Here is a 23,466-nt window from a genome sequence, read left to right as displayed (position 1 = left end):
GGATCAGGTCCAGGAGATGAGCCGCAACCGGCGGGCGTCCCTCAAGCTGGAGGTGGACAAGGCGCTCGCGCCCCTGACCCGGGAGGCACGCGATGGCGTGGGCTGATGCCGTGAGGGCGATAAACCCGGCGCTTTTTGATCGCGGCTGGAGCAAGGTTTCTGGCTCGGCCTCCGGGGGCTTTGGCAAACGGGCACAGATGATCCGCGCGGCGCGCGGCCATTCCCCAGCGATCTTCAAGGCGATCCGGCAAGGCGGTTGCCACACCGGGGCGCAGCTGCGCGCCCAGCTGTCATACCTCACCACCAAATCGAGCTTCATCCTCGATTCCCGTGGCACCCATGACGGCAAGAAGCTGCTTTCGCCCGGTGAGATCGAGCGCGTCGCGCGCCGCTTTGAGAACCAGTGGAGTGAGCGTCATGCGCCGAAGCTGGGCCATACGGCGCACCTCCTGATGGCCTTCCCCATCGGTACCCGTTCCACTGAGGCGCAGGAGATCACCCGCGAGATCTGCGAGCGCTTCTTCGAAGGGGAGGGCGCGCAGTTCGATTACATCGCGGCGATCCACGAGGATCGCGCCCATCCCCATGCCCATATCGTGCTGAATCGCCGCAGCAAGGACGGCGAGATGTTCTTCCTCGGGAAGGATCATCATTTCAACTACGACGCCTTCCGCGAAGCCATGGTCGAGGCGGCCGAGCGCCACGGGCTGCGCCTTGAGGCGACGCGTAGGCTGGACCGGGGTGTGCTGACCCGCGCCGCCAGTGATGTCGAGCTCCGCAAAGCCATGGAAGAGGGCAGGACGCCGGTGGAACGCCAACGCACCGGCGCCAACCTCGACCACGCCATTGCCGAGGTGGCGCGCAATGCCGCGATCTATCGGGGCCTCGCTGCCGAGGCCTCGCGTTCGAACTTCCACGATGTTGCGGAAGCCCTGTCCCGGGCCGGGGATGTGCTTGCCCGGGGTGATCGTATCCAGTCAGACGGAGTGTTGTATATGAGTGATGAAGTTCATGATTTTGACCAACTGATCGATCGGTTCTCGCAGAACATCCGCCAGATCGAAGGGCTGATCGAACGCGCCCCTGCGACCGAGCGCCCGGTGATCGAGCGTAAACTGACTGATGTGTTGCGTGAGGTCTCGCATCTGCAGCCCCTGGGGGACCGCTCCGACACATTGCACGAGCCGGCGTCCCGAGATGGGATCTATGCTGCGCCGAACCTAGTCGAGGCCCACCGGGATCAGCTTGAAGCTCCGGGCCTCAAAGCCCGCATCACGGAAGCGGTGCAGGGGACCGGAATCGATAGCGATGCCGTTCTGGCCCGGATGCGCGAGGGTGCGGGCAATGCGGCGCTGGAGCAGCAATGGCTTGCGCAGGATCTGCGGGCCATCGCGAAGGAAGAGCAGCTTGATCTGCGTGACACCGCGCAGCGTGATCAGGCGATGGACCGTCTTGAGGACGTTCATGGCAAGCTGGGGGATGTGCTGACCGAGGCCCGCGTCCTGCGGGTTGTGGAGGATGTGGAGAGGGAAGGGCCGGAAAGGGAAGAGGGGGCGCGGCTGTCGGAGACCTCCGCTCACAAGGTTTCGGCTGATAACGAAACCCTGCGTAGCGAGCCGGACATCTTCAGCCCCACCGAGCGTCAGGAATTCCGGGCGCTGGTCAAACAGTTCCAGCGGACGGATTTCAGCTATCCTTATTCCGAAGATCCGCGTGCCCGGCGCGATGGCGAAAAGCAGGTGGCCGAGGCGAAAGAGGCCTTCGACCGCTTTGCCGAGCGCTCGCCCCAGCATGCCGAAATTGCCACCATGGCCTGGGAAAAGGCCACCGATGTCATTCAGCCTCCAGCCAACGGCATTCGGGCCGCACATCGTACCCTCCATGCCGGCGATATGGATCTCGCGCAGCGTGATCCGTCGATCAGGCTCGGTCCGATCACCGAAGAAGTTCGCGAGATGGCGCGCTTGCGGGCCGAGACCCCCCAGGAGCAGATCCGCGATGCCGTCAGTCGGGAGATCAACCAGCTCCATGCCGCAGGCGCCTCCCGCGAGCGGATCATCGAGAGGCTGGCCGAGGTTGAGGACGACACCCGTCAGGCCCACGCGGAACGCCGCAATCTGGATGCGACAGCGCCCCAACTGGCCTCCGCCTTGCGACAGGCCGCCGACGGCAAGGTCGATCTGGCCTCGGATGCGGCGCGACACCGCTTCGTCGAGCAGGTCAATGATCGCCTGACCCCAACCGAAATCGATGATCTGCACCGCGGCGATGCGAAGGTGCTGGACCGGATAACCCCCAATGCGCTCGAACAACTGCAGGTGGCACGGGCCTATCTCGAGGCCAGGAATGTTCATGCCAATGATCCGGCTATGGACCGCGTGCTCGATCGGATCGTGGAAGAGCGCCACGGCGAGGATCTGAGGCATTCCCTCTCCCATGGCGAGAAGGGGATCACCCATGGATAAGGGACGCATGCTTCTTGGCGCCGCAGTTCTGACGCTACTCGGGCTCGCCATCGGCTATGTGCTGGCGACGATCTATTTTGCCGTCCAATTCGGATACTCGACGCGCAGCTTCGATCTCACTCTGTTGGCGCGGAACTGGTTGGGGCTGAGAACCTCGGCTCCGCAGGATTTCCTCTGGGTGAACGGCATCATCCTTGGGACGGGTCTCGCTGCCCTCCTCTTGACCGCCACTATGCTCGGCGATGCGCTGACCCGCTTCGGCACCACCCATTGGCAGAGCCGGGCCGAGATGAAGCGCAACGGCTTCTTTGCCGGACCGGGGGCCGGGTTCTTGCTCGGCAAGATGGGCGCGCCGAAGTCGAAGAAGCCCTTCATCGTCTCACGGACGTTCCCGCATGCGCTGGTCGTGGCTCCGACAGGCCGAGGCAAAGGCGTGGGCTTCGTGATCCCGAACCTCCTGACTTACCGCGGCTCGGCCGTGGTGCTCGACGTCAAGGGCGAGAACTTCCGTGAGACCTCGCGGTTCAGGTCGTCGACCGGAGACAAGGTGTTCCGTTTCGCACCCACCGATTGGGAACGGCCGACGCATCGCTACAACCCGCTGGCCCGAATCGCGGCCCTGAAGAACCCCGACCGCCAGCAGATGGAACTGAAACTGACCGCCAAGCTCTTCCTGCAGACCGACAACGAAAAGCTCAGCGGCCTGCTCGCCGGCGGGATTGATCTCTTCGTGGCGGCCGGGCTTTTGGCCTTTGAGCGCGGAAATCCGACCATCGGAGAGATCTACCGCATCACCGCCTCGGGCGGGAACAAGCAGCTGGAGTTCCTGAAGCGGGCGGAGGAGGTGAAGAACCTCTCGGCCAAGCTAATCTTTGAGCGGATGGCCTCGACCAATAACGACACGCTGACCTCCTACCTCTCGCTCCTGATGACCTCCGGCCTCGACACCTGGGACAACCGGGCGATTGACGCCGCCACAGCGACATCGGATTTTTCCTTCCGAGACATCCGCCGGCAGCCGCATGCGATCTATTTGGTGGTGGAATCTGAGATGGTCGGGCCGCTGGCGCCGCTGATCAGGCTGTTCTTCTCGGATCTGATTGCCTCGTTGCAGGCGGCCGAGCCGGGGAAAGACGAGCCCTGGCCGGTGATGATCATGCTCGACGAATTCGACCGACTTGGGAAGATGCCGATCGTGGCCGAGAGCATCAAGACGCTGAGGTCCTATGGCGGCAACCTGGCCATCGTCACCCAGACCATTCCGGCGCTGGACGAGATCTATGGCGAGAACACCCGCCGCTCCCTTCAAGGCGGGGCGGGGGTGAAGCTCTATCTGACCCCATCCGACCAGAAGACCATCGAAGAGCTGAGCCAGGCAGTCGGCAAGACGACCAAACGGGTGGTCACCCGGTCTCGCTCGGTGGGACGTAACCCGTTCGAAGGTCGCAGTGTCACTGAACGCACAGAGGAGACCCCGCTCCTCAATGAGGACGAGGCGCGGCGGCTGGATCTGGACGAGGTGATCCTCGTGGTCGATGCCCAGATGCCGATCCGGGCGCGGCGCATCAAATACTATGAGGATCCTGCCTTAAAGGTGATCCATGCCGCACAAGCGGGCGATCATCCCTACCCGGATGCCGAAAAGCGGCAATACGATGCACGGTTGAATGAGGCCGAGGCGGCGGTCGCGAAACTGGCGCAGCAGTTGCAGGCAGTACAACTGGGAGCGGCGCGAGGGCATGGGCCCGACACCCCGACGGAGCCGAAGCCGATATTGCGAGCACCAGCCCGGCGTGGAGCCCTGACTCTTGGGCCAGAGCCGATCAGATTTGACCTTTCCGCCCTTGGGCAGACTGAGGAAAGCCGCCTTGCGGTTCAGAAGGCTGTCGTCACGACTGCCGAGATCATCGCTGGACATGGAGGCCTGGGCGCCACTGACTGAACCCGATCAGGTTCAGAGCATGCCATCTTTGACGGGTCGAAGCGCCAGCAGTTTCGGCCCTTATCGGCCGGTCGCGCTCAGGCCTTGCTGCAGTGCAGAAGTTCCGAAAGCCGCCCTTCATGCGCAGTCTGCCTGATGGTGAACCGTGCAGTTTCATATCGGTCAGGGCCGCGGAAAAGGGCAGAGGCAGGCACGCTGCCTCCGCCGTGGTCAGATCAATCGAAGCGCTTGATTTCGCTATAGGCACCGGCAACGCGCAGGGTTACGCTGACCGGAGCGTCGCCGCGGTTGCGCCAGAACCAGCCGTGGTTGCCGGTGAAGGCGGCGGTCAGTTCACCCGAGGCTTCAGGCACGGCGCGACCCTTTTCATAGCTGATGTTGTTCCCCGACCCATCGCCATGCAGGTCGAAGTTGACCGCGCCGCCTTCGACCACCCATTCGAACGGGGCGACAGCGCCTTCCTCCATCACCAGCTTGATCTCGATCCCTTGGCCGGGGTCCAGTGCAAATGTGATCTCGTCCGTCCACTCTCGCGCGACGGGGGCCTCCTGGGCGTGCGCGGTGCCGACGATGGCCCCGAAGATCACATCCAGCAAGCCGGGCTGCAGTGAGGATTGCGGCTCGATCTCACCCTCCATCAGCAGGCGATCCGCCTCGGCCTCGTCGGCCAGCTGGGTCTTGATCTCGCCCATCTCGGTCAGGCCAAGGACGCCGCCGATGCCGGTCGGGTCCATCCCGTATTCCGATGGCCAGACCACGGTGACAAGAATGGCCGCCGCCGCCCCCGCCGCAAGGGCGGTGGACCGCCACAGCTGCCGCGTGTTCGGCAGGTCGTCGAGGTTCGGTTTCTGTGCGTTGTGCATGGTGTATCCCTTCACGAGAGCCAAAGGCCCGTCAGTTGGTAGAAGACAAGGAGGAAGCCCGCCGCCATCATCACGACATTGGCGCTATAGGCCTGCGCCCAGAACCGGGGCGAGCGGCGCCAGAAGCCCATGGCGATCAGGATCACTGACAGCGCCAGGAGCTGGCCGATCTCGACCCCGATGTTGAAGGCGATCAGGTTGCCCAAAAGGCCGTCGGGCGCGATGTCATAGTCGAGGATCTTGGTCGCAAGGCCAAAGCCGTGCAGCAGGCCAAAGGCCAGCGTCGCCGCGCGGGTATCGGGTTGCACCCCGAACCAGCGCTGGAAGGCCCCCAGATTGTCCAGCGCCTTGTAGACCACCGAAAAGCCGATGATGGCGTCGATGATGTAGCTGTTGATCTTGATGCCGAACCACACGCCCGCCAGCATCGTCACCGAATGGCCGATGGCGAACAGGCTGACGTAAAGGCCGATATCCTTCATCCGGTAAAGGAAGAAGATCACCCCGAAGAGGAACAGGATGTGGTCATATCCGGTCACCATATGCTTGGCGCCCAGATAGAGGAACGGGATGGGCAGAAAGCCGGAGACTTCCTGGACGTAACCGGCATCGCCTTCGGTCACGTTATGGGCCAGCGCGGCGCCTGCCATCAGCATGGCAAGGGTCAGCGTGGCAAAGGGTATCCAGATGCGCCAAGGCATCCGGGAGAGTCGTGTCATGATAAGGTCCTGTGATGGATGGTCTGATCTGGGCTGAACGCATGCGCGTCAGCCGGTTCAGGTGGTCAGACCGATTGCCGGGGCGGCCGCCTTGGCCCATCACGGATGGCCCCGGTCAGCTTGGGCAGATCGCGCGGTTCGATGGCTGTGCCCGGGTCAAGGACGCCCATCACTTGTGTGCCAAGAATGACAGCCGTCGAATGGTCATGGTCGGTGCTGTCGTGATGCGTATGGCCCTCGGCCTGCCAGACCTCGCCCTTTTCGGCGTGCCATGCGGCATGATCCGCCTCGGCGGCCAAGGTGCCGGGGCCATGGGTCAGTGCATTTGTCACCGGGGCAAATGCCAGTGACAGCAGCAGCATCAAAACCGCCAAAGGCCGTATGACCCAGATCACCCCGCCCATCTGCTCCTCTGCGCTGCCCTGTTTGCCGGGACATTCTTGCATCTTGCCAGAACCCCCCGGGGGGGTTACGGCTTTCTTATGTCAGAACCTCATGTCCATGCAAGCCACCCTGCCATCGCCACCCGGCTGAAACGCGCCGATGGTCATCTGCGCCGCGTGATCGGCATGATCGAGGAGGGGCGTCCCTGCGTCGATCTGGCCACGCAGTTGCATGCCGTGGAACGCGCGGTGGCCGAGGCGAAGCGGGCGCTGATCCATGACCATATCGACCACTGTGTGACTGCCGCCGGTGACCATGATCTGGCCGAGATCAAAGCCCTGACAAAGTTGCTCTGATGCTGACCACTCTGCGCAACCCGACCTTCCGCCATCTGTTCGCCGCCCAGCTTGTGGCGCTGATCGGCACCGGGCTTGCCACCGTGGCGCTTGGCCTTCTGGCCTGGCGTCTGGCGGGCGACAATGCGGGCGCGGTGCTGGGCACGGCATTGGCGATCAAGATGGTGGCCTATGTCACGCTGGCTCCGGTGGCGGCGGCGATTGCCGAACGCCTGCCACGCCGCGCCTTTCTGGTGGCGCTGGACCTGATCCGTGCGGGCGTCATCGCCTGCCTGCCCTTTGTCGATCAGGTCTGGCAGATCTATGTGCTGATCTTCCTGCTTCAGGCGGCATCGGCAGGCTTTACCCCGGCGTTTCAGGCGGTGATCCCGGATGTCCTGACGGACGAGGACGACTATACCAACGCCCTGTCCCTGCTGCGCCTGACCGAGGATCTGGAGCAACTCGCCTCGCCGATGATCGCGGCGCTGTTGCTGACAATGGTCAGTTTTCCGGTGCTGTTTGGCGGGACCGTTCTTGGCTTCTTCCTCTCGGCGCTGTTGGTTCTGACCGCGCGCCTGCCGGATCGGCAGCGCGCCGAGAACAGCCCGTTCTGGTCCGATGTCACCAAAGGCATCCGCATCTACATGGCCACGCCGCGTTTGCGCGGGCTGATGGTGATGGAGGCGGCCGTCGCCGCTGCGGGCGCCATGGTCTATGTCAACACCGTCGTTCTGGTGCAGGCGCGGCTGGGTCTGGGCGAGGAAGCCGTGGCACTCGCCTTTGCGGGCTTTGGCGCAGGGTCGATGTTGGCGGCCTTTCTGCTGCCACGGATCCTTGACCGCTTGGCCGACCGCCCGGTGATGATCGCTGGCGCGGGGCTGATGGTCGCCGGGGTGTCGCTGGTGCCGCTGATCGGCAACCTTACCGGGCTGATCGCTCTTTGGGCCATCATCGGCTTTGGCTTTTCGCTCACCCAGACCCCCATTGGCCGCATCATCAACCGCTCCGCTCACGAAGCCGATAGGGGCGCTGTCTTCGCCGCGCAATTCGCCCTGTCGCATGCCTGCTGGCTGGTGACCTATCCGCTGGCGGGCTGGATCGGGGCTGGGGCGGGGTTGACGGCGGCGGCGCTGGTGCTGGCCGCCATTGGCGCGCTCGGCCTGGTCGCGGTTTTGCGCATCTGGCCCGCACGGGACATCAGCGAACTGGCCCATGACCACCCGGAGCTGCCGCCGGGCCATCCGCATCTGGCCGAACATAGGCATCATCACGCCCACACCTTCGTGATCGACGCGCTGCACCGCCGCTGGCCGCGCGCCGCCTGACAGGTCAGGCCAGCCCGACAAGATGCAGGGCCAGCCCCAGAACAGCAGCGCCTCCAAGCACGGTCGTCATGCCCAGTTTCAGCCGGAACACCGCAAACAGGGCCAGCACTGACAAACCCGCTGCAACCCAGTCGATCGAGGCCAGCACAGGCAGTTCCAGCGACAGCGGCCCTGCCGTGACCTGCGTCACCGCCCGCCAGATGACATGGATGGCGAACCAGATTGCAAGGTTCAGGATCACCCCGACCACCGCCGCCGTCACGGCTGTCAGGGCGGATGACAGCACCTTGTTGGCGCGCAGCCCCTCCATGAAAGGCGCGCCAAGAAAGATCCACGCAAAGCAGGGCGCAAAGGTTACCCATGTGGCCAGCACCCCGCCCGCGGTGCCCGCAAGCAAGGGCATGGCCCAGCCCGCTTCGCGGAATGCGCCCATGAACCCCACGAATTGCAGTACCATGATCAGCGGCCCCGGCGTGGTTTCCGCCATGCCAAGCCCGTCCAGCATCTCGCCAGGTTGCAGCCAGCCATATGTGCCCACCGCCTCTTGCGCGACCCAGGCCAGCACCGCATAGGCCCCGCCAAAGGTCAGCACCGCCAGCTTTGAGAAGTAGGTGGCGATATCGGTGAACACGCTGTCCGGCGCCATCAGCAGCAGGGCTGCCACCGGCAAGAGCCAGAGCATCAGGGCAACCCCGCCGGCCCGGAACGCCCCGGCGCGCCTGGCCCCGGTCAGATCGCCATGTTCCTCGCCCAGCAGGGTTGTTGCGTCATCGACATGGGCCTTGCCGACCGCGCCATGCCCGCCACCCCCCTGAAATCCCGCAAGTCCCGCCTTGGCCCCCGCCCAACCGATCAGCGCCGCCACGGCGACGATCAGCGGAAACGGCGCGCCAAAGGCAAAGATCGCCACAAAGGACGCCAGGGCGATGGCCTGCATCGCCCGGTTCTTCAGCGCGCGTTTGCCCACCCGGAAAACCGCCTGCAGCACGATGGCCAGCACCGCGGCCTTCAGCCCAAAGAACAACGCCGCCACGAACCCCACATCACCCCAGACCGCATAGATCCAGCTGAGTGCCATGATCGCCACGACGCCCGGAAGGATGAACAACAGCCCTGCGATCAGCGCGCCGCGCACCCCGTGCATCAGCCAGCCGATGTAGGTCGCCAGCTGCTGTGCCTCTGGCCCCGGCAACAGCATGCAAAAGTTCAGCGCATGAAGGAACCGACCGTCACCGATCCAGCGCTTTTCCTCGACCAGGATGCGGTGCATGACGGCGATCTGGCCCGCAGGCCCGCCAAAGGACAGTGCGGCAATCCTTGCCCAGACCTTCGTTGCCTCGCCGATGCTGGGATAGGCCGGGGTCGCGCTCATTTTGCTTTCCCTTTGTTGACGGGCCAGTTGTGCTGTTCGTCCACGGCATCGCGCGCCCAGCGATAGAAGGCGTCATAAAGCGCCATACCCGCATCCAGCTGTGCCAGATCATCCGAATACATGCGTGACAGTCCAAGCGATGCCGCCAGCAATCCCGCGCATTCCGGCGCAAGATCAAGCCGCGCCGTATCTGCCCCGCGCACGATCAGCGCCAGACGATCAAGCGCCGGGCTGGACAGGCCGAACTCCGCCAGCAGAACGTCAAAGGTGCAAAGATCATCCCGATGGCTCCAGAAAGCGCCCTCGATGTCATAGGGGGCCGCACCGAACCGCTCTGCCACGCCGTCCACCTCGGCGGGGGCCACGAACAGGAATACGGCCTGCGGGTCGATGAAACGGCGGATCAGCCAGGGGCAGGCGATGCGGTCGATCTTGGGGCGGGACCGGGTGACCCATATGGATCGGCCAAGTCCGTCGCGCGCGGTGATCTTGCCGGGGTCGATGAGGGGCAGACCGGATGCGGTCCAGGCCGCCTGACCGCCCAGCAGATATTCCGCCTGCACCCCTTCGTGCCGCAACCAGGCCGCCGTGCCCTGGCTCAGCCGATGGCCTTCGGCACAGATCACCACCACCGGGTCGGTCAAGTCCCGTGCGATCGCAGACAGGGGGCCCGGCGCGAGGTCCGGTTCATCCAGCATCCGTGCGCCGGGCACGAGGCGCGCATCTTTGGCACGCACCGCGTCGCATCGGACATCCAGCAGGATCGGGGATTTCGGGGTGCCCAGCAGGCGGGCAAGCTGGGCACAGGAAATGGCATCAGGCGCAGGCATCTGCGGTCCCCCTCAGGTCTTGTTTCGCTCATGTGAAACGCGATCTTCGGCTGGCGCCTCGTGGGGCGTTCGCGCGACCCCATCCGCCACGCATCCCAAATTATGAGGGGATCTGTCAAGCCGAGAAGGAGGTGGGAACGGCGGCAACCCGAAGTCGAAGCGGGAGGATACTCTGTTGTTCGAAGACTGCCTCTGGACATTCGTGGTGAACACGAGCGGAGAATGCTGCGTTCGCGGTCGAATGACCGCCTCGTCCACATGCGGCGTCCGCTACAGTGCGGTGCCGTCAGGCCGTTTCCCGCCCCTTCCAGTCATCCGCAGCATGACTGATCGCCAAGATCCCCTGCCTTGACTTTCGTCGCAGGCTTCACATGTAGTAACGTAACCACAAGCGGAGGCCGCGATGACGATTCATACGATCAGCAGCCGTGAACTGAACCAGGATTTGGCCCGGGCAAAACGTGCGGCGCTTGACGGTCCGGTGTTCATCACGGACAGAGGCCGACCGGCCCATGTGCTGATGAGCTTTGCGCAGTATCAGCAGATGAGCGGCCAGCGCCGGAACATCCTCGATGCGCTTGCGGTTCCAGGACTGTCTGACATCGAGTTCGAGCCGGCGAAGGCTGAGATCATGTCCCGACCGGCCGATCTGTCCTGATGTTCTTGCTCGACACCAATGTGATTTCCGAGCTGCGCAAAGCGGGGGATGGCAGGGCCGATGCCAATGTCACCGCCTGGCTGAGCGGTCAGGATGCCGGGGCACTGTTCATTTCGGCAATTACGGTGATGGAGCTGGATATCGGCGTGCGCCGCATCGAGCGGCGCGATTCGGCGCAGGGAGCCATGCTGCGGGCGTGGTTCGCAGAACGGGTCATGCCGGAGTTCCAGGACCGGGTTTTGCCGGTAGATACAAGCGTGGCACTGCGATGCGCGGGTCTTCACGTTCCTGATCCGAGATCAGAACGGGACGTACTGATAGCGGCGACGGGGCTGGTCCATGGTTTTACAGTCGTGACCCGAAACACCGGTGATTTCAGGGACACAGGGGTGGTCTTGCTGAACCCTTGGGTCAGAGTGTGACCGACAGCCAGAAGACCCTGTTACAGGCCTTTGAGCCAGGCGCAGACCACTTCGGCACCTTTTGAGCGGGCACCTTCTCCCGGTTCTCGGACGAAATGCAACCGGGATAGGGATTGGCAGGTCCGTAGCCTATCCCATTCTCAACGAAGAAGCCCAATCGCCCGAGCAGCCACGCCCGGTGCCAGCACGAGCCGGCCAGCAGCAGACGCAGCCAGCGTGGCGATTGGCGGCCCGAATAGCCAGCGAGATACATCTGATACAAAAGGCCGCTGCGAAAGCGGGCGGCAATGCAACCCTTACCCATCCTTCCCGACCGGCACGACCGCGAACCGATCAGCCGTGAGTGAGGTCTCATAGACGGTCTGCCCGTCCTTAGCGTAATTGCTCTCGCCGATCCGCCCCCTTACATGGACGAGGTCGCCGGGCTTCAGGTTCTCCTTCAACCAAGTGAAGCCCGCAGTGCTGCGCTCGAAGAGGGTGACGGTGTTCCAGTCGGTGCGCTCGCGCAACTCGCCGCTGTCCTTGTCCTTCCAACCGTCGGTAGCGGCGATGCTGAACTTCAGGACCTTACCGCCGCCAAGCTCGGTTCTGCGGCCGACATAACCCTGAATCTGGAATTCCGCGAAGGTGTACAACATCTTATTTCTCCTCGTTACGGTACTGGATTCAAATGTGGCGGCTATTTCCCAAGCCGCCGTGCCCTCTCCGCGACCCGTACAACTTGCCCGCCGGCGGCCAGAGCCGCGGATCTCACAGCAGGTGCATTCTGAGCGATCTGGCGCCCCACCATCTCTCCGGTGCTGAGATTGCCCATCCGCTCACGGCTCTGCACGCCGCGCGTGTTCATCATCCCGCGGGTCATGGCCGCAGTCCCGGCTGCAACGGCCGGGCCCGCAACCACCATGAAATTCCCCGACAGTCCGCGCACGATCAGTGGCGTGGCCGCAACGAAACCCTTTGCCAGAAAGATCATCACGAAAAAGGGGATGAGCGACCCGATGTTAGTCGCCGAAGCTGGATCGCCAACCTGGTCCAGCAATGCATTTGCCATGCCGACCACGGTCGAGAACATCGCTGCAATCACTACCGGATAGAAGGCATAGCTGACGGTGGTCGAAACCCATCGGTGGAAAAAGTCCTTGGTTGCATCGAACAGCGATAGCGCGATCATCACCGGAGCGAGGCCAAGCATCAGCGAGAGCATCATCTTGGCAAAGATCAGCACGATCCCGGTCATGAAACCGAGAATGCTGAGCAGGATGAGACCGATGCCGCCAAGGATCGCGCCCGTCATCCAGCCAAGATTGTTGCCTATGGCGTTCAGATAGGCCGAGAACTGTTCGATCAGACTGTCGAACTCACCGGCAAAATGGGTCGCGCCGGCCCCGCCGCCACCCACCGATCCGACCAAGGCACCTGCGATATAGTCGAGGCCCCCTATCACCGCGTTCGCGACCGCATTGAAGCGGGTCCAGTTGAACGCGAAGAACCCGATCAGGGTGAGCTTCAGAAGGTACCAGAAGAAGGCCGCACCATCCATGCTGCGATACTGGAAGGCCATGTTGATGCAGAGGCCGATCAGGGAAAGGGTTACCATCAGCAGGGTGATCGTGCCGATATTGCTCGCCACCGCCCCGAACTGCGATTCCGCAGCCGATGCGAGGAAACTATCGGCTGAATTAACCATCCAGCTGACGACGCCCATTACCAGTTGCCCTGCGCTTCGCAGACAGCTCTGACTTGTTCTTCAAGCAGCCGCTGCGCCGCCATGAACTCACTGCGCAGCGCCGTCTGTTCCCCCTGGCCGAGTGCGAAGTACTGGTCCCGGTACTCTTCATCAGCCAGCGTCCAATCAGGGAAGCGGGTCTCGCAGGAGCAATCCTGGCTCGACACAATGTCTTCCCAGGCGCGAAGCTCATAGAGGTGTCGCAATGTCAGGCCTTTCCATGCCTCACGGATATGCAGCTCATCAGCCCATGCTGGCCGATCCGGTCGGTCGTTGCAGATCCGGTAGCGCTGCGGCTCGAGGGTTGGCGTCAGATCGTTGGTCACCGGCGTTTGGGCGATTGCCGGAAGGGCGGCGGCGCAGACGGCAGCGGCCAGTGCAAGAACACGCATGGAGTTTCCTTTCATCATTCGGCGGCAATGCTAGTCGGGGCCTCATCAGGACCGATGCCGGGCAGGTAGAATTCGGTGATGCCTCTGGCCCCCTCATGGCGGCCGGCCTGGATGATCACATCGATGGAGCCTTCGATGTAGGTGATCATGTCGGCATAGGTCATCGGAAGGTCGGTCTTCAGGGCAGCAATGGCAAGACGGCGGACGGCAAGCTGCGGGGTCTCGGCATGCAGCGTGGTCAGGGATCCGCCATGGCCGGTGTTGATCGCCTCGAGGAGCCGGATGCCGACGAAGACGTGTCAACCACAGCTGACACCTCGCCTTATATAAGAGATTCAAACAAAAATGTATTTCATGGAACAATCATGGTGGATCGTGAAAAGCCTGAAACGGCAGCGCGCTGGCTGGCGCTGATCGGGAAGGCCAAGACCGCCCTGCCCTGCCACACGGCGGACAGCCGGCACATCTGGGATCGCTTCCGGGAGTTTAACCGGCGGCGTGGGCACGAGGCGGTGCCGGCGGGCTATCTGCTCGGGTTCATGCGGAAGTGGCGAGACAGCGGTGGTGAATTTCGACCGAGTCCGCCTCCGCAAGCTGCCAAGTCGATCTCGCCTGTGGCAAGCAAGCTGCAGCGTCTGATGGCGCCCGCCCCGTTTATCAACCGATACTTCCACGAGGCAGACTTGAAGCGCGCCATCGGCAACGATCGCTATGAGCAGCAGGTGGCCGGCCTGTCTGCCAGGTTTGGATGTTCGAGGTTCCAAGCACAGTTGGCGGTGCACGGCATGGCAGTTTCGGCGGGGACGATCCAGCGATGACACACCACTGCGCCATCAAACTCGCTCAAAACATGATGCCTCAAAATCAATCGCCTGGCCAACCACTTGCATGGCCAGACACGCTGTCGGTAGCAAGTAGCGCCACCGAAACGCCTTCAAGGTCGCAAAGGGCGGAAAGTGGCCTGACAGCGGCGCGGTATCGTGCCCGCAGAAAGCTCGAGGAGTAGTCGTTCGGGCGCACTGCGGCGTAAGATCCGCTGCGAGAGGGCGGGAAGCCACCTGAGCGATCGTTCGTGCGTGATGCGGCATATATTGCGCCTGTTTGCTGGAGAAAGGCCGCTGGTTCGCCGCAAATCATCGATTGAATTCGGTGCTTGTAGATTATCGAAAAGATACTTGTAGAAATCTCAACTCTATAACGCTAACCCATTTTTAGGGGGTGCGCCTTGCCGACAGCGTCAACAATCACCATTGCGGAGACCCTCGACCTGCTCGACGGTCCGCTGAGCAGCTTTTCTCAAGGCTTCCAGGCTGGTCTTTACGCTCTCTGGTTGGGATCGGGCATCTCGCGTGAGCGCGTAGTGGGCCTTGACGGCGTACTTGCCAAGCTGCTCGAGAACCTGCGCCTGCGCATCAACGGTGTCGATTGTGAGCACCGCAGTGCCTTTGAAAAAATTCTTAACCTCGCCGACCTGTCTGCTCCGGAAAGGGCGCAGATCGACCTTAGCCAGCCAGTTGCTTCCTGGCCGATCCATAACGAACTTATTAACCGACTATGGAGTAAATACTCAAAAGTGCTGGGCACCGAAGTCGATGGCCAGCGCTTCGATTATCTGCTCTGGGATGTTCTCGACTTTCCAACAACATTTGAGGCGCAGAAAGCCGATGCTGAGCACCTAGCAATCGCAATGCTGGTTCTCGAGGGTGTGGTATCGGACCTAGCAACTGCCAATTGGGATGGCCTTCTGGAAGCAGCTATGCGGGAACTTGGTCGGCCGAACGAAACATTTCGCGTTGCCGTTACCGGCGGCGACCTACAGGGTCCGCCGGGCATCGGGACTCTGTATAAATTTCACGGATGCGCGAACCGGGCGATACAGAGCGAGGCAGACTACCGACCACTGCTCGTGGCGCGGGAGGCAGACATAACTCATTGGGCACAAAAGCAGCAGTTCGTGCAAATGCGGGAACAGTTGAGAGCGCTCATTGCGCGCTCAAGGACGCTGATGATTGGGTTGTCGGGGCAAGACACGAACATTCAGCAGCTCTTTGGGGCGAATGGCTGGTCGTGGAATTCTGTTCCGGTGCCGATCATATTTGCGGCTCAGGACCTTTCCGAGGGGCAAAGATCGATCCTCGAGGGAGCATACCAAGCCGACTATGAGGCCAATCGCGATAGAATTCGATCTGACGCCACCTTACCAGCTTTCGGAAAGCCTCTCCTGCTGGCGCTGCTCTTGAACACAATGTTTGGCAAGCTTGCCGCCCTCGCTGGCCTGTTGACGTCACCAGCCCTTGGCGTTGCGGGCAAGCAGAGCATCATCGACGGCCTGACAGCGCTGAAGCATGCTGCGGCTCAGGCCGGTAATGCCAAAAGGTATGAGTGCGCCCGGACCATTGCCGACTTAATGGGGCGGGTCTCTGAGCAGTTTCTCGGAGGTCCGGCCTGCGCCGGCCGGCGTACCTACATGCCTCTGAGCGCCCAGCCGGCGCATCTGATGCAACAAGACCCAGCTGTAGGGTTTTCTGGCAAACCAGAAGCCGCTGCCGCACTGGGACTGATTGGCCAAGGGCTGGTCACCAACAAGTGGGTGGTTGCGATCGACGATCCGGAACAGCCGACGAGTGGGGCGCTGCGACTGATCGCTCCGGCGGCCGAAGCCCGCGTTTTTCTCGCCGCCAATGATGACAACATTAACCAGCTCCTCGCTTCCGGGGCGTTCGACGAGGCAGACGACAACGTGGTAGTCATCTGTTCGCGCAAGGTCACGCCCCGGCAGCAGCGAAGCCCATCCAAGTCCTGGCGGACAGGCAAGCTGTTGCCGCGCTATGTTAGCGTCAGCGACCTGCTCGAGGGTCCCGCATCGTTTGATGAGGTCCAGAGCAGGTTCAACTTTGAGGTCGGTCTATGACGACAGCGGAAACAGTCTTTAAAATCTTGACGACGGAGGGTGGCTACCGGTCGCTCGGCAAACCGATAAGGATCGGTTCCCAGGCTTTCGGCTTCACCCATGTGCTGGTAGCTGGCGAACGGGCCAACGATCTTGTCATCGTGATCGAGCTGACCGGGGCGTCAGAAGATGCACAGGTTACGCGGTCGGTCCTGGCCTTTACGCGTGCACTCGATGTACTGGGCTCGAAGCGATCAGTAACCGCCATTCTGACTTCGGGTCAGGCGGATAATGAGCTCTTGAACTCGATCAATCGCGTCTGCCGAGTATTGCCAATCGGCGCACCGACCGGGCCGATGGCGGAAAGAAAAGTACGGGATTGGCTGGCAGTGCTTCTGCCGCTTAAGGGCCCGCCGCCGGTCGAGCACTTGGCCGACTGGAAGGCTAGCTTGGAAAATCAGCTGGCAGACACTGACGACGAACCAGCTATCGGCTGGTTCGTGCAGCTGGCCGAAAGGGGAAAGGAGGCCGTGGAGGCGGCACTTGCCCTACAGATTTCGGCGCTTGCCGACAAGGTGCTCGAGGATGGAGCAGAGCAGTCATGAGTCCGCGCCTAAAGTCGCTCTCGATCAACAACTTTCGTTCCATACACGGATCGGTGGTCATTCCGCTCGATGCGCAAGTGGTGCTGGTTCACGGCACCAACGGCATGGGCAAGACCAGCTTGATGTCTGCCATTGAGCTCGGCCTTACCGGCTCAATCGCTCACCTAGAAGACCAGGCAAAATACCACGAGTTTCTCACCCATATCGATACTGCGGGTGGTTCGATCCAGCTTGGCGTCGAAGGGATGAGTGGACGCTCGACCGGGACCGGCCAGGTGTCGTTCGGTCCGGGTTCATTTGACGCAACGTCGGCGCTCAATGCCACCGATGCCAGCTTCTTTTCAGAGCGCTGCTATCTGCCGCAGGCCGTGCTGGGTCGCCTGCTGGACATCTACGATCAAAAGAAGAGCACGAACTCGCGGCTTACGGAGTTCGTGAAGGAACTGCTGCGGCTCGATGCGCTCGACGCCTTGGTAGACGGCCTCGACCATGCGTTCAACGTAACCCGGATCCGAAAGCTTGCCCCGGTGTACAGGCAGCTTGAAGAGGCTCGGGATCTGCTCGACAAGCAACTTGAGCGTGAACGGTCGAGCGTAGATTCCGCTCGGCAGGCGGCAACTCAGCGCATCTCCCGCCTCAACGACTTGCTAGCCGTGTTAGACCATACCGCAGTGCCAATCGTCTCCGGTTTCGATGTAGCAGCGCTGCGTGCAAGAGCCGCAGACCGGGAAAGCGACCAAGCTGAACTCGCCAATGTCACCCAGCAGAGCTCGGAGGTGAGTTCGTTGCTGAGCCGTCTGGAACAGACCTCAGCAGGAAGTCCAGACGCCGAGATCGCTGCGCTAGAGCGCAATGCCGCCGCAATTGGATCCCGGTATGAGACGTGGCTGAACGGTCAGGGAGCGCAGATCACTCGGGAGCTGGACGCCCTCAGGGAGTTTCATTCGGAGCTGCTACCACTCGATGGCGCCCGCGTAGAGGATCAGGTCCGGGATGCACTGAAATGGTGCATCGACGAGGTTGATCGCTGCCAGCGATTGCTGGACCAGCACGGTGCCGCGAACCAGCGGCTGACGACGGCTAGAACGACAATCCAGAGGGCGACGACCCGCATTAGTGAAATCAACAAGGCGCTCGAAACGGGTGCCAAGGATGCTCGAACCCTGGCCGCTGCCCTTGCGGGCATAGCGCCCCATGTCGTGGGGGATATGTGCCCGGTCTGCAACCGCGAATACGCGGAGGTCGACAGTGGCTCCTTGACCGCGCACATTGCGGCCACAATAGCGAACCTCACGTCGGAGGCAGGGCGACTGCAGGCGTTCTCGACAGAGCGAGCGTCGGAGAGCGAGCGATTGACAACTGCCCGGCAGGACGAGGCGACTGCCGAGCGCCTAGTATTGCAGCCCGATGGGCTCGTCGAACTGCGTCAACGTCAATCCGCGCTCGCATCGATCAAGTCAAGGCTTGAGCCGATGCAAGAGTACGCGGCTTTCGGACAGGGCCTCTTTGTCCGTCTCGACAGCGCTCGCCGGAGCCTCGCGGCCACGAGGCGGGCTGAGTTGCAGGCGGCGTCTTTGCTTCCAGAAATAGACGCTGCGCTGGAGAGGGCGATGGGCCAGCCGACGACCAACTTTTCAGGCCTACGCGAAGCGCTTGAGGCGGCTGCAGCGGCCCTTTCGGACCGCCTAAAAACGGTTCACACGGCTCTTTCGTCGCGCGTTGCCATCGAGACCGAACTCGAGCAGTATGGCCGTGAGGAACAGTTACTCTCGGACCGCGTGGCTCGAACTGCCGAACTCGAAGAGCGCCTTAAAACCATGAAGGGGACCTTCTCGTCGATTGGTGGGGTGCGGGAGCGAGCTAAGACCATCGCAACCGCTGCGAACCAAGTGCGTTCCGGGATCGTTCGCGACGTCTTCAGCGGGTCTCTCAACGCAGTATGGCGCGACCTCTTCGTACGGCTTGCTCCGAGCGAGCAATTTGTTCCCCAGTTCCGGCTCCCCGATCGGGGTGATGGCAAGGTGGAGGCAGTGCTCGAAACCTTCCATCGATCTGGACAGGCCTCCGGCCCTCCGGGAGCTATGCTTAGCCAAGGCAACCTGAACACCGCCGCCCTGACCCTTTTCCTCGCCCTGAATCTGTCGGTGCCGTCGCAGCTTCCATGGCTCGTGCTAGACGACCCTGTGCAGTCGATGGACGACGTACACATCGCACAGTTCGCCGCCTTGTTACGGACCTTCTCCAAGGGCCTCGATAAGCAGGTAGTCGTGGCGGTGCACGAGCGCGCCCTGTTCGAGTACCTGACGCTCGAATTAAGCCCAGCGTTCGCCGGCGATAGCTTGATAACTGTCGAAATCAGCCGCAACTTTGCCGGAGACGCCGTGGCGGATCCACACTTCTATGTTTATGAAGATGATAAAGTTGTAGCTGCCTGAGATCTGCAGCCACCAAAATGGCTAGCACACAGCAATTAGATGCCCGATTACAGCCATCAACGACTGAATAGCCCCGAGTTTCTTAGACGCCTTCGCTTGCCTCAAAATTAGCAAAGAAGGCGTCCACGAAACATGGGGCTATTCATGGCCGGGCGCTTCACTTTACCTCACATCAACATCTCTGCACTTCGCGTTTCGCGTGAGTACACAGGCACTGGCAGCGGCGGATCAAGCACGCCGCGTATCCGTGCCGAGCACGCGCGCAAGTTGATCGCCGAACTGGATACCGCTCTGCTGGCTATCGACGAAGGCCGCAGTCCGGACACTCGTCTGAGTGATCCACAAGGCGGATACATTGAGTGTGCTACAATTCACCTTCTACCCGCGCCAAAAAAACTGCAGTCATGCCTATGTGGCATGATCGTCAACGAAAGGGAGCCGAAGTATGCACACGTTCCAATCTCGCTAGCGGCCAAAACGTCAGGCTCACGGCTCCTTGCGGAGAAAACACCAACTTCAAGATCAAGCGGCCCGTGCAGCCCGCATCACACGACGGAACATCAACCCCATGAGCATGTCACGCGCCTCCTTATCCTGCATGAAAGCGTTTCGCATCTGATTGTCCCTCTGAAATACATGGATGGCGCGGCGCATGAATTCTGCATTGAAGCGGTCCTTCACAACCTCCGGCGCGTTATTGCGCAAAATCTCGACCCAAGCATCGTCATCCAGAATGGCATCATTGACAGCTTCGAAACGGATGTAATCTTCTTCAGTGAAACTCGTCCCATGGCGCGCGTTGAATGCGTCGATAATTTCAGAAAGTGCCCTCTGCTCTTCCTCGGTATAGGCATTGGCACCGAACCGGTCGATTGGTGACAGACTGGCGGTCTCGTCGCGTTGAAGGCGGCCATCCGAAACGCCCTGATCCTGCAGGCGATACGCTGTCAATTGAAGCATGTCATCAGTGATGTCTTCGCCTTCGGGCGCGGCGCGAGACGGCAGCAGCCGCTTCAACCAGGAACCATAAACATGCAGCTTCTCGAGCCCCGTGTCTTGGAGACTGACCACCTGCGCGATGAATGAATAGAAGCGCAGGTAGGACGCCAGAAGCTGGCGAAACTCCTCCTGCTCATCTTCGGCCAACTGTGCTTCAAAGCGATCAACCGCCTGACGCACGATTCCTTCCAGAACCGGTCGCTCATCGGCCGCCTGACGATTTCCAAGGAAACGGGCGACAAAACGGTCAATTTCATCCTGCTGAAGGATCCCGAAGGCATTCAAACGAGCTTGCAGGTTGTAAATCTGGTTCGGGTCTGATCGGTCTTCCATACCCGTGGCATTGAAATATGGCCTGAACGCCTCTTGGATTTCGTCGACTGCATTACGAAAGTCCAAAATGAAGGTTCGGGTTTTGGTCGGAAATGTCCGGTTGAGGCGCGACAATGTCTGGACAGCCTGAAGCCCATCCAGCTTACGATCGATGTACATCGCAACCAGCTTCGGTTGATCGAAGCCCGTTTGATACTTTTCGGCGACCACCAGCACGTTGAACTCAGCACCATCGAACCTGCGGGGCAGTTCCGTTTCCGGAAATCCGTTCATCCCTGGCTCCGAGTAGGCCTGACCGTCCACCAATATCTCGCCCGAGAATGCGACCAGAGAATGCACGTCGTCATAGCCCTGCGCGACGATGTATCGGCTTATCGCCTGATGGGTGCGGATGGCATGTTCGCGGCTGGAGGTGACAACCATGGCCTTGGCCTGGCCAGCCAGCTCCGGCAGAGCATGGCGTCGGAAGTGCTCGACGATCACCTCGGCCTTTTGATCCATCGCGGTTTCATGGAAATCAACGTAACGCGCGACCTTGCGCCGGGACTTACGCTCCAGAAGTTCCGGATCCTCGTCGATGGCCTTTTCCAAGGCAAAATATGCCTGATAGGTCTGGTAGTTCTGAAGCACGTCGAGGATGAACCCCTCCTCGATCGCCTGCCGCATCGAATAGAGGTGGAACGGCGCGGGCAGCCCGTCGAGTCCGCTGACCCCGAACCGTTCCATCGTCACGTTGCGAGGGGTGGCGGTAAAGGCCAGATACGAAAGGTTGGCTTGTGGACCACGGAAGCGCTGCAGTTCCAACAGGGCCTGCTCAACCTCGTCCAGCTCATCTTCGTCGGCGATTCCACCATCCGCCAACACACGCGCCATGCTGTCGGCATGCTTGCCAGACTGCGAACTATGCGCCTCATCGATCAGGATCGCGAACCTGCGCTTGGCCTCGTTCTTCAGGACGCTCATCTGGTCTGTCGAGAACTTGTGGATCGTCGAAATGATGATCTTGGCGCCCTGCTCGATGGCAGCGCGCAACTGCCGCGAGGTACCGTCGATGGCTTTCACATAATTCGCGGTTTGGGCAAACGACTTCACGGTGTTCTGTAGTTGCCGGTCCAGGACGACCCGATCGGTGACGATGATCACGCTGTCAAAGATGGGCCGATCCTGATGGTCGTGCAGAGTGGCAAGCTGATGGGCCACCCATGCGATGGTATTCGATTTGCCGGAACCCGCCGAATGCTGGAACAGGTAGTTCCGACCAGCACCCATTTGCTTCGCATCGGCGCACAGACGGCGCACAGCATCAAGCTGATGAAACCGGGGCCAGATGGTCGTGCGCTTAACCTTGCCCCCGGGCTCTTCGACTTCGCTCACCAACACGAACTTGTGGATGATGTCGAGCAAGACCTCGCGCGACCACACCGCCTTGCTGCCCTCCACATCACGGTAGAGGTAGGCGATACGAAACTCGCCCTCGACATCCGGATTGCCTGCACCGCCATCACGCCCCCGGTTGAAGGGCAGGAACCGCGTCCGCCCGTTTTCTAAGTGCGTGGTCATCGAGGCATTGTCCTGATCCAAAGCGAAGTGGACCAGCGCTCCGCGCCTGAACGTCAACAGCGGCTCGCCATTTGGCGAACGGTCGCGGCGATACTGGGTTTCGGCCGTCTGATAGGTCGACCCCGTCAGCGTGTTCTTGATCTCCAGCGTGATCACCGGGATGCCGTTCACGAACAAGACGACGTCAATGGCGTTCTCGGACGAACGACTGTAGCGAACCTGACGCGTGGCGGTCAGAATGTTGCCCTCGTAGGCGCGCACCAGGTCGGGGTTCATCCCCGAAGCCGGACGAAACCCGCACAGGCTGATGCGGATTCCTGGGACGATGGTGATCCCCTGCCGCAGCACCTCCAGCGTGCCGACCGCGCCAAGACGGCTGGCAATCTGCCGGGCAAGCTCAGCCTCGGCTCGTCCCGGGTACTGATCGTTCAGGCGCGACCACGCCTCGGGCTGGGTCGTCCGGACAAACTCCGCAGCCATTTCCGGGTCAATGGCATTCGTACGATCAAACGCGGTGTAGGGGCGTTCCCGCCAGCCCTGGTTGGAGACAAGCTGATCTACCAGATGGATTTCGACCGCCTCTTCGGTGTGCAGCTTTTCGCGTCGGATATTGGGGCTGGTCATGAATTTCCTCCTCGCGCGCTGCCGATCGGGACATTCAGACGCAGGCGTTCAATCAAATCAACAAAATGGGCCCGCAGCGCGCGCATGGCGTCGCGGAGAAAGTTCATCTCTGCCCAACCTTCAGGTCCGGGGAACTGACCGCTTTCATGGCCGTATCGCAGGTGGGTCGAGCGCGGGTCAACGGCATGCAACTCTAGAATGCGGTTCCGCATCCAGTCAGGCAGGCAAGGGGCCATTGCCAGCAGTTTCGCCAAGTCATGTTCTCGGCCCGGCTTGCCGCCGCTCGCTTCAATCAGGCACTTCAGATAAAGCTCAAACGAGTGGCGATAGAGGTACAGGATGGGGCTGGAAACGGTGTAATCAGCCACATGATTGTCGTTGACCAGCTTCACGACCGCTTCGGCCGCGTCGAAATACTGATCTGCCAATCCTCGCTTGTTTTCGTCCAACGCGACCATCCCGTCCCTCAGTATCCCCTTGGGGTAGGACCATTCGTCGTCACGCGCGGCCCTATCGCCCATGTCGGAAAACAACGGCGCCGACTGTAGGCGAGCCGTGTCGTCCGTCATGAATGCACCGTCCGG

The 23,466-nt window shown here is 61.5% G+C and carries 20 protein-coding genes and 1 pseudogene; 10 read left to right on the top strand and 11 right to left on the bottom strand.

Going from position 1 to position 23,466, the window contains the following annotated elements:
* Nucleotides 1-92 precede the first annotated feature (92 nt).
* Nucleotides 93-2,465 carry a relaxase/mobilization nuclease domain-containing protein gene (locus AC4FS3_RS26525; RefSeq protein WP_491023013.1) on the top strand — a complete coding sequence of 791 codons (2,373 nt, stop codon included), beginning with the start codon at nt 93-95 and terminating at the stop codon, nt 2,463-2,465.
* Nucleotides 2,458-4,407 carry a type IV secretory system conjugative DNA transfer family protein gene (locus AC4FS3_RS26520; protein ID WP_491023012.1) on the top strand — a complete coding sequence of 650 codons (1,950 nt, stop codon included), beginning with the start codon at nt 2,458-2,460 and terminating at the stop codon, nt 4,405-4,407. The genes AC4FS3_RS26525 and AC4FS3_RS26520 overlap by 8 nt, the downstream gene beginning before the upstream one ends.
* 215 nt (nt 4,408-4,622) lie before the next feature.
* Here AC4FS3_RS26520 and AC4FS3_RS26515 read toward each other — a convergent pair whose 3' ends face one another.
* The 3 genes from AC4FS3_RS26515 to AC4FS3_RS26505 form a co-directional block, all read right to left on the bottom strand.
* Complete coding sequence (locus AC4FS3_RS26515; protein WP_491023011.1) at nt 4,623-5,270, bottom strand: transmembrane anchor protein; 648 nt, start codon at nt 5,268-5,270, stop codon at nt 4,623-4,625.
* A gap of 11 nt (nt 5,271-5,281) precedes the next feature.
* Entirely contained in the window at nt 5,282-5,926 is a 645-nt protein-coding gene (locus AC4FS3_RS26510; RefSeq protein WP_491023014.1) for a HupE/UreJ family protein, read from the bottom strand.
* A gap of 128 nt (nt 5,927-6,054) precedes the next feature.
* Nucleotides 6,055-6,435 (bottom strand): hypothetical protein, encoded by a 381-nt coding sequence (locus AC4FS3_RS26505; RefSeq protein WP_491023010.1) that lies wholly within the window; start codon nt 6,433-6,435, stop codon nt 6,055-6,057.
* A gap of 36 nt (nt 6,436-6,471) precedes the next feature.
* Between AC4FS3_RS26505 and AC4FS3_RS26500 the strand changes: the two genes are divergently transcribed.
* Entirely contained in the window at nt 6,472-6,729 is a 258-nt protein-coding gene (locus tag AC4FS3_RS26500; RefSeq protein WP_491023009.1) for a metal-sensing transcriptional repressor, read from the top strand.
* Nucleotides 6,729-8,036, top strand: coding sequence for an MFS transporter (locus AC4FS3_RS26495; protein WP_491023008.1), 1,308 nt, complete (start codon nt 6,729-6,731; stop codon nt 8,034-8,036). The genes AC4FS3_RS26500 and AC4FS3_RS26495 overlap by 1 nt, the downstream gene beginning before the upstream one ends.
* A gap of 4 nt (nt 8,037-8,040) precedes the next feature.
* Here AC4FS3_RS26495 and chrA read toward each other — a convergent pair whose 3' ends face one another.
* Complete coding sequence (gene chrA, locus AC4FS3_RS26490; RefSeq protein ID WP_491023007.1) at nt 8,041-9,408, bottom strand: chromate efflux transporter; 1,368 nt, start codon at nt 9,406-9,408, stop codon at nt 8,041-8,043.
* Entirely contained in the window at nt 9,405-10,238 is an 834-nt protein-coding gene (locus AC4FS3_RS26485; protein WP_491023006.1) for a chromate resistance protein ChrB domain-containing protein, read from the bottom strand. The genes chrA and AC4FS3_RS26485 overlap by 4 nt, the downstream gene beginning before the upstream one ends.
* A 403-nt stretch (nt 10,239-10,641) precedes the next feature.
* Between AC4FS3_RS26485 and AC4FS3_RS26480 the strand changes: the two genes are divergently transcribed.
* Both AC4FS3_RS26480 and AC4FS3_RS26475 read left to right on the top strand, forming a co-directional pair.
* Complete coding sequence (locus AC4FS3_RS26480) at nt 10,642-10,896, top strand: type II toxin-antitoxin system Phd/YefM family antitoxin (RefSeq protein WP_491023005.1); 255 nt, start codon at nt 10,642-10,644, stop codon at nt 10,894-10,896.
* Complete coding sequence (locus tag AC4FS3_RS26475) at nt 10,896-11,318, top strand: type II toxin-antitoxin system VapC family toxin (RefSeq protein ID WP_491023004.1); 423 nt, start codon at nt 10,896-10,898, stop codon at nt 11,316-11,318. Before AC4FS3_RS26480 ends, AC4FS3_RS26475 begins: the two co-directional genes overlap by 1 nt.
* A 296-nt stretch (nt 11,319-11,614) precedes the next feature.
* Here the strand turns inward: AC4FS3_RS26475 and AC4FS3_RS26470 are convergent, their stop codons facing one another.
* The 4 genes and pseudogenes from AC4FS3_RS26470 to AC4FS3_RS26455 all read right to left on the bottom strand — a co-directional run.
* On the bottom strand, nt 11,615-11,956 hold the full coding sequence (locus AC4FS3_RS26470; protein WP_491023003.1) for a single-stranded DNA-binding protein: 342 nt from the start codon (nt 11,954-11,956) through the stop codon (nt 11,615-11,617).
* A 41-nt stretch (nt 11,957-11,997) separates the two neighbouring features.
* Nucleotides 11,998-13,023, bottom strand: a complete 1,026-nt coding sequence (locus AC4FS3_RS26465) for a TrbL/VirB6 family protein (protein WP_491023002.1) — start codon at nt 13,021-13,023, stop codon at nt 11,998-12,000.
* A complete protein-coding gene (locus AC4FS3_RS26460) occupies nt 13,023-13,436 on the bottom strand; it encodes a hypothetical protein (RefSeq protein ID WP_491023001.1) in 414 nt (137 codons plus the stop codon). Before AC4FS3_RS26460 ends, AC4FS3_RS26465 begins: the two co-directional genes overlap by 1 nt.
* Nucleotides 13,437-13,450: 14 nt before the next feature.
* Nucleotides 13,451-13,711: pseudogene (locus AC4FS3_RS26455) on the bottom strand (P-loop NTPase family protein); the annotation flags it as partial.
* Between AC4FS3_RS26455 and AC4FS3_RS26450 the strand changes: the two are divergent.
* From AC4FS3_RS26450 to AC4FS3_RS26435, 4 genes are all read left to right on the top strand, one after another.
* Nucleotides 13,688-14,254, top strand: a complete 567-nt coding sequence (locus AC4FS3_RS26450; protein WP_491023000.1) for a hypothetical protein — start codon at nt 13,688-13,690, stop codon at nt 14,252-14,254. The pseudogene AC4FS3_RS26455 and the gene AC4FS3_RS26450 overlap by 24 nt on opposite strands.
* Before the next feature lie 407 nt (nt 14,255-14,661).
* Nucleotides 14,662-16,347, top strand: coding sequence for an SIR2 family protein (locus AC4FS3_RS26445; RefSeq protein WP_491022999.1), 1,686 nt, complete (start codon nt 14,662-14,664; stop codon nt 16,345-16,347).
* Nucleotides 16,344-16,931, top strand: coding sequence for a hypothetical protein (locus AC4FS3_RS26440; RefSeq protein ID WP_491022998.1), 588 nt, complete (start codon nt 16,344-16,346; stop codon nt 16,929-16,931). The genes AC4FS3_RS26445 and AC4FS3_RS26440 overlap by 4 nt, the downstream gene beginning before the upstream one ends.
* Nucleotides 16,928-19,366, top strand: a complete 2,439-nt coding sequence (locus AC4FS3_RS26435) for an AAA family ATPase (RefSeq protein ID WP_491022997.1) — start codon at nt 16,928-16,930, stop codon at nt 19,364-19,366. The genes AC4FS3_RS26440 and AC4FS3_RS26435 overlap by 4 nt, the downstream gene beginning before the upstream one ends.
* Nucleotides 19,367-19,888: 522 nt before the next feature.
* On the opposite strand, the gene AC4FS3_RS26430 is transcribed toward AC4FS3_RS26435, so the two are convergent.
* Nucleotides 19,889-22,882: a type I restriction endonuclease subunit R gene (locus tag AC4FS3_RS26430; RefSeq protein ID WP_491022996.1), complete on the bottom strand. Its 2,994-nt coding sequence runs from the start codon at nt 22,880-22,882 to the stop codon at nt 19,889-19,891.
* On the bottom strand, nt 22,879-23,451 hold the full coding sequence (locus tag AC4FS3_RS26425; RefSeq protein ID WP_491022995.1) for a HEPN domain-containing protein: 573 nt from the start codon (nt 23,449-23,451) through the stop codon (nt 22,879-22,881). The genes AC4FS3_RS26430 and AC4FS3_RS26425 overlap by 4 nt, the downstream gene beginning before the upstream one ends.
* Nucleotides 23,452-23,466 lie beyond the last annotated feature (15 nt).

The organism is Pseudogemmobacter sp. TB195 (assembly GCF_058313095.1).
This window is presented reverse-complemented; position numbering and strand designations above follow the sequence as displayed.

Bases quoted from the DNA above. Each gene is read 5' to 3' on its own strand.
- AC4FS3_RS26525 (WP_491023013.1), top strand. From the start codon at position 93: ATGGCGTGGGCTGATGCCGTGAGGGCGATAAACCCGGCGCTTTTTGAT.
- AC4FS3_RS26520 (WP_491023012.1), top strand. From the start codon at position 2,458: ATGGATAAGGGACGCATGCTTCTTGGCGCCGCAGTTCTGACGCTACTC.
- AC4FS3_RS26515 (WP_491023011.1), bottom strand. From the start codon at position 5,270: ATGCACAACGCACAGAAACCGAACCTCGACGACCTGCCGAACACGCGG.
- AC4FS3_RS26510 (WP_491023014.1), bottom strand. From the start codon at position 5,926: ATGCTGATGGCAGGCGCCGCGCTGGCCCATAACGTGACCGAAGGCGAT.
- AC4FS3_RS26505 (WP_491023010.1), bottom strand. From the start codon at position 6,435: ATGCAAGAATGTCCCGGCAAACAGGGCAGCGCAGAGGAGCAGATGGGC.
- AC4FS3_RS26500 (WP_491023009.1), top strand. From the start codon at position 6,472: ATGTCAGAACCTCATGTCCATGCAAGCCACCCTGCCATCGCCACCCGG.
- AC4FS3_RS26495 (WP_491023008.1), top strand. From the start codon at position 6,729: ATGCTGACCACTCTGCGCAACCCGACCTTCCGCCATCTGTTCGCCGCC.
- chrA (WP_491023007.1), bottom strand. From the start codon at position 9,408: ATGAGCGCGACCCCGGCCTATCCCAGCATCGGCGAGGCAACGAAGGTC.
- AC4FS3_RS26485 (WP_491023006.1), bottom strand. From the start codon at position 10,238: ATGCCTGCGCCTGATGCCATTTCCTGTGCCCAGCTTGCCCGCCTGCTG.
- AC4FS3_RS26480 (WP_491023005.1), top strand. From the start codon at position 10,642: ATGACGATTCATACGATCAGCAGCCGTGAACTGAACCAGGATTTGGCC.
- AC4FS3_RS26475 (WP_491023004.1), top strand. From the start codon at position 10,896: ATGTTCTTGCTCGACACCAATGTGATTTCCGAGCTGCGCAAAGCGGGG.
- AC4FS3_RS26470 (WP_491023003.1), bottom strand. From the start codon at position 11,956: ATGTTGTACACCTTCGCGGAATTCCAGATTCAGGGTTATGTCGGCCGC.
- AC4FS3_RS26465 (WP_491023002.1), bottom strand. From the start codon at position 13,023: ATGGGCGTCGTCAGCTGGATGGTTAATTCAGCCGATAGTTTCCTCGCA.
- AC4FS3_RS26460 (WP_491023001.1), bottom strand. From the start codon at position 13,436: ATGCGTGTTCTTGCACTGGCCGCTGCCGTCTGCGCCGCCGCCCTTCCG.
- AC4FS3_RS26450 (WP_491023000.1), top strand. From the start codon at position 13,688: ATGGCCGGTGTTGATCGCCTCGAGGAGCCGGATGCCGACGAAGACGTG.
- AC4FS3_RS26440 (WP_491022998.1), top strand. From the start codon at position 16,344: ATGACGACAGCGGAAACAGTCTTTAAAATCTTGACGACGGAGGGTGGC.
- AC4FS3_RS26435 (WP_491022997.1), top strand. From the start codon at position 16,928: ATGAGTCCGCGCCTAAAGTCGCTCTCGATCAACAACTTTCGTTCCATA.
- AC4FS3_RS26430 (WP_491022996.1), bottom strand. From the start codon at position 22,882: ATGACCAGCCCCAATATCCGACGCGAAAAGCTGCACACCGAAGAGGCG.
- AC4FS3_RS26425 (WP_491022995.1), bottom strand. From the start codon at position 23,451: ATGACGGACGACACGGCTCGCCTACAGTCGGCGCCGTTGTTTTCCGAC.